General features: G+C 62.4%; 5 protein-coding genes. All 5 read left to right on the top strand.

The window, feature by feature from the left end:
* Nucleotides 1–2 precede the first annotated feature (2 nt).
* Nucleotides 3–164 (top strand): CBS domain-containing protein, encoded by a 162-nt coding sequence (locus tag ACESNG_RS24500; RefSeq protein WP_373071382.1) that lies wholly within the window; start codon nt 3–5, stop codon nt 162–164.
* 41 nt (nt 165–205) lie between these two features.
* Nucleotides 206–727 carry an LPS export ABC transporter periplasmic protein LptC gene (gene lptC / locus ACESNG_RS24495; protein WP_373071379.1) on the top strand — a complete coding sequence of 174 codons (522 nt, stop codon included), beginning with the start codon at nt 206–208 and terminating at the stop codon, nt 725–727.
* A 3-nt stretch (nt 728–730) separates the two neighbouring features.
* On the top strand, nt 731–2,443 hold the full coding sequence (locus ACESNG_RS24490) for a hypothetical protein (RefSeq protein ID WP_373058128.1): 1,713 nt from the start codon (nt 731–733) through the stop codon (nt 2,441–2,443).
* 425 nt (nt 2,444–2,868) lie between these two features.
* Nucleotides 2,869–3,648, top strand: a complete 780-nt coding sequence (gene lptB / locus ACESNG_RS24485) for an LPS export ABC transporter ATP-binding protein (RefSeq protein WP_373058184.1) — start codon at nt 2,869–2,871, stop codon at nt 3,646–3,648.
* Nucleotides 3,645–5,012, top strand: a 1,368-nt coding sequence (gene rpoN / locus ACESNG_RS24480; RefSeq protein WP_373071376.1) for an RNA polymerase factor sigma-54, incomplete at its 3' end; no start/stop codon positions are given. The genes lptB and rpoN, both read left to right, overlap by 4 nt.

The raw sequence follows: 5,012 nt of genomic DNA, 5'->3' as shown, positions 1-5,012 counted from the left end.
TAATGACCACCACGCCGCAGATGGCGTACGAACATGAACTGGGGAGTGCTGTTGTGCACCGTATGGAGACACATGGCATCATGGCGATGCCGGTGCTGAATGAGCGGGAGCATCTTGTCGGGATCGTGCACCTGCACGACCTGATGCGCGCGGGCGCAGCATGAACTGGCGTTCCGTCTCTTTGTGCTGTATCGCATCGATTCTGTTGACGGCCGCGGCCTGTCCGAGGGGAAAGGGCAAGACGCACGTCAAGGCCAAGGCCACGAAGACCGTCATCCCCGATTCTGCCGATCAGATCATCTTCGGCGGTCGCATCTTCCTGACCGATCAGGGCGTCTCGAAGGGCGTGCTGTTGGCCGACACGGTATTGACCTACGACGATGGCACGCGGATGGAGTTGCGCCGGGTGAACGTCACGTTCTACACGTCCGTGGGTATAAAGGATGGCGTACTGACCTCGAAGACCGGTACGTACAATTCGCGGCTCTCTCGTCTCGACGCACGCGGAGACGTGGTTGTCGTTCGCGGCGATGGCAAGCGGCTCACGTCGCCACAGCTCGTGTACGATCAGGTGCGAAACCAGATTTTCACGGACAGTGCCTTCGTGCTCAACGAGCCGTCCCGAACCTTCACCGGATTGGGGTTCGAGTCGGATCCGCAGCTCACGAAGTTTCGTTGTATCCGCAATTGCAAGGGCCTAGCGCCCGTCAAGATTCCTACCAAGTAACGCGTGACACGTCGACGCTCGCGAACTCGCGCCTTCACGGTGCTCGGCACCGTCTCGCTGCTGGCGCTCGTTGCTGGTTGCCGTGGCGCGAGCCGTGCAGCCACAGCAGTCGCGCCGGCCACCACGATTGCGCTGTCCGACAGTGCGGTCGGGGCCGGTACGCGTCCCGATTCCGTACGCGCCGGTGTGGTGCTGGCCGATGCAGCGCGGGCGGAGTCGCTGTCGGTGGCGGCCAAGACCACAGGAAAGGATAGTGCGGCAACGCGCGACAGTCTCGCGCTCCAGGTTGCCCGGCGCGATAGCCTCGCGGCCGCCGCCAAGCGTCCCGCCAGGAAGGCCACATCGTCGGCTACCGGCCGCGACTGCGTGCTCGACTTCGCCGACAGTCCGCCGGAAACGCGTCTCCTGTATATGCGTCTCCCCGACAGCACGGCCAATACCTTCATCGGTGGAGGGTTTATCGGCCGATGCCAGGGCGAGAACAACAAGATCAGCGCCGACAGCGCGGAACAGTTCGAGTCGGCCGGCATCGTGAATCTGTACGGCAATGTCGTGTACGAAGAGCCGAACAAGTTACGTGTCACCGCGGCGCACGCCATTTACTTGACGCGCGAAGGGCGCTTGTTTGCCGATGGCGGCGTGGTCGCCACGCAGCTTGCCACCGGCAGCACGTTCAGCGGACCGAACATCGAGTATTACCGGGTCATGCCGGGGCGTCCGGTCGCGAAGCTGGTGGCGCCGAACCGCCCTACGGCCCGACTCATCGAGAAGGACAGCACCGGCACGCCGGGGCAGCCGACGGTCGTGACCGCCGACCGTTTTGAAGATCTCGGCGACACGCTGCTGCTGGGATGGGGCGATGTGATCATCACGCGCGAGAAGATCATCGGGCGTTCTGATTCGCTGGCCTACAACAAGACGAGCCAGCTGGCGCGGTTGGTGCGCGCGGCGCGCATTCGCAGCACGGATACGTCGCAAGCGTTCACGCTGAACGGCGATACGATCGACCTGTTCACCACCGACAAAAAGCTCGATCGGGTGTTCGCGTTGCACAGCGCGACGGCGACCAACAAGGATCTGGTGATCAACGCGGAACGCATTGATCTGCGGCTCAAGGAGCAGAAGATCGACGAGGCGTACGCGTTCGGAAGCGGCCGTGCACGGGCAAAGACGCCGCAGCAGGACGTCGAAGCCGATTCGATGCGCATTGTGCTCACCGACCAACGTCCGCGCGAAGTGCGCGCCATCGGCGGTGCCGTGGCGAAAGGGGTGCCGGACACGCTCAAGATCAAATCAGTCGATCGCGATATGCTGCGCGGCGATAGTCTTTTCGCCTATTTCGATACGACGCAGGCGCCGGCCGATACGAGCAAACAGACGCGTATCAAGGAAATCCGTGCGTTCGGGAATGCCAGTTCGCTCTTCCAGATTGCCTCGAAAGGCGGGCCGACCGCACCCCCGGCGCTCAATTACGTGCGCGGCCAGCGCATCTTCGTGCAGTTCGATACGGGCTCCGTGCGCGATGTTCAAGTAGATTCCTCCGCATCGGGACTGTATCTCGAACCGGCACCGGACAGTCTTGCGGACAGCACCGCGAAGAAGCTGCCGGCCGGGAAGCCCCCGGTCGTGCCCACTATCCCGCTACCGAAGCCTCCCGCTCCGAAGTTTGTCCCGCTGACCGCCGCCGTCGTCTCCATCTCCCGCCGCCCGTCATGACCGATTCCGCATCGCCCACGCCGACTTCGCTCGAGGAGACCCTCGCGTTGGTCGACCGTGTCGTGCACGGCGATCGGTCGATGGCGTTGGCCCTTGGCGCCGTGATCGAGGCCGCAGACGCGCATGGTTCGGCGGCGCTGCATGCCATCGCCAGCCGCTATATCGAGCAGCACACGGCCGGCACGCGTCTGCCGATGGACGAGGTGCGCGCCCATCTCGCGACCGAGATTCTGCCCCGTCTCGCGGCCGGGACCGTGCTTGAAATTCCGGCACGCGGCCTCTCGTCGCCGGAGTCCACCGTGCAGGTCGTTCCGTCGCTATGGGCGGTACTGCGAGCCCATCGCGCTGATCTGGCCCGTCAACTCCAAGCCACTGGCGAGTCTCCCCGCGACGGTCGCGGCCCCACTCCCGCCGCGAGTCTGCCTGTGACCGGTGATTCGGTCCTCAGTGCTGAAGGACTGGTGAAAGCGTATCGCGGTCGGCGCGTCGTGAATGATGTTGCGCTGAACGTGGCGCAGGGGGAGATCGTCGGACTGCTCGGGCCGAACGGTGCGGGCAAGACCACGACCTTCTACATGCTTGTGGGTCTGATCGAGCCGCAATCGGGGCGCATCAAGCTCGATGGCAAGGACATCACCGGCATGCCGATGTACCAGCGGGCGCGTCATGGTGTCGGCTATCTCTCGCAGGAGCCGTCGATCTTCCGAAAGCTTACCGTCGAAGAGAACATTCTGGCGATCCTGGAAACGCTTCCGCTGTCCGTAATCGAACGGAAGGAACGTCTGGAGACGCTGCTCGATGAACTCAGCATCAAGCACCTGCGCAGCAGTCGCGCCTTCCAGCTCTCCGGCGGTGAACGCCGTCGTCTGGAGATCACGCGCGCGCTGGTAACGCAGCCGAAATTCATGATGCTCGATGAGCCCTTCGCCGGTGTCGACCCCATCGCGGTGCACGATATCCAGACCATCGTGGCGGGACTGCGCCACCGTGGGATCGGCGTGCTCATCAGTGATCACAATGTCGAACAGACACTGGACATTGTGGACCGGGCGTACATCATGTTTGATGGGCAAGTGAAAGTTTCCGGCACGGTTCGTGAATTGGTGTTCGACGATACCGTAGCCGAGATCTACTTGGGGCCGACGCTTACTGCGCGACTCCGCGCTCGCTTCGCTGAGGCTGATGAAGAGGTGGTGACGTTATGAGGCCAGGTCTCCAACAAAGTACCGGACTCCGGCAGGAGCTCAAGGTCAATCCGCGCTTGTATCAGGCGATGGATTTGCTGTATATGCCCTTGCTCGACCTCCAGCAGCACCTCAAGCAGGAACTCCTCGTCAATCCGTTCCTCGAGCTCGTGGAGCCCGAGGACGAAGAAGACGAGTCGCCGGACGCCGACGAAGTCCCGGAGGCGCAGGATCTGGCCGAGCCGGAAGTGGCCGTGGAATCCGAACCGGAGAAGACCGGTGACGATGACGTCGATTGGGAAGCGGTATTGCTGGATGGATTCGAGACGGGCGGTCAGCGCGAAGAACACGAGCAGCGCGAGTGGTACGAGCCCGTCACGGTCGATCCCAAGCATCTCTCCGACCATCTCACCGAGCAGCTCACGCTGATCGACATGTCGGCGCGTGAAGCAATCCTGGCGGATGAATTCGTCGGCAACATTTCCGATGACGGGTATCTCGCCTGTCCGATCGAGGAAATCCAACGCGGCGTGAATGAGTGGCTCGCGGCCGAAGCAGAAGAACGCGACGCCGAAGTTGCGCCGTTCAGCGACGCTGAGATGCAGGCGATGCTCACGGTCATTCAGGAGCTCGATCCGCCGGGCGTCGGCGCACGTGATCTTCGCGAATGTCTACTGCTGCAGTTGCGCGCCGCCGGTCATCGTGATTCGATGGCGTACCGTCTCGTCGAGGAATCTTTCGAGGAGCTCATCGCGCACCGGTGGAGTGAGCTCTCGAAGCGATTTGGTATCAGTGCGCACGACGTGCAGAGCGCAGCCGACGAGATCGCCAAGCTCGACCCCAAGCCCGGTCTGCGCTACAGCGCCGCCGGCGAGAACTACATCATCCCCGACCTCGTTGTCGACAAGATCGATCAGGCGTACCATATCTTCCTGAACGACGGTAATCTTCCGCGGCTCAAATTGTCTCGGGCCTATCAGGAGATTGCGCGCGACAAGAAAAAGTTCGACACGGAGAGCAAGGACTTCATTGCCAGCAAGTTGAATTCGGCGAACTGGATGATTCAGGCGATCGAGCAGCGTCGCCAGACCATGTTGAAGGTCATGCACTATATCGTCGATCGGCAGCGGGACTTCTTCGAGCGCGGTGTGCAGGCGCTGCGTCCACTCACGCTCCGTGAGGTCGCCGAGGCCGTCGGCATGCACGAGTCGACCGTCAGTCGCGTGACCAACGAGAAGTTCGTACAGACGCCGCGCGGCGTGCTGCCGCTCAAGTTCTTCTTCTCGTCCGGGCTCGCCACCAGCGATGGCGACGATGTCTCCGCGCGCGGTATCAAGGACCAGATCGAGAAGCTGGTGTCGGGTGAAGACACCAAGAATCCGCTC

Source organism: Gemmatimonas sp., assembly GCF_041689975.1.
Classification (GTDB): domain Bacteria; phylum Gemmatimonadota; class Gemmatimonadetes; order Gemmatimonadales; family Gemmatimonadaceae; genus Gemmatimonas.
Note: the sequence above shows the minus strand (reverse complement) of the source record. Positions and strands in the feature narration are given on the sequence as shown.

Coding starts and splice junctions, on each gene's coding strand:
- ACESNG_RS24500 (WP_373071382.1), top strand. CDS start 3: ATGACCACCACGCCGCAGATGGCGTACGAACATGAACTGGGGAGTGCT.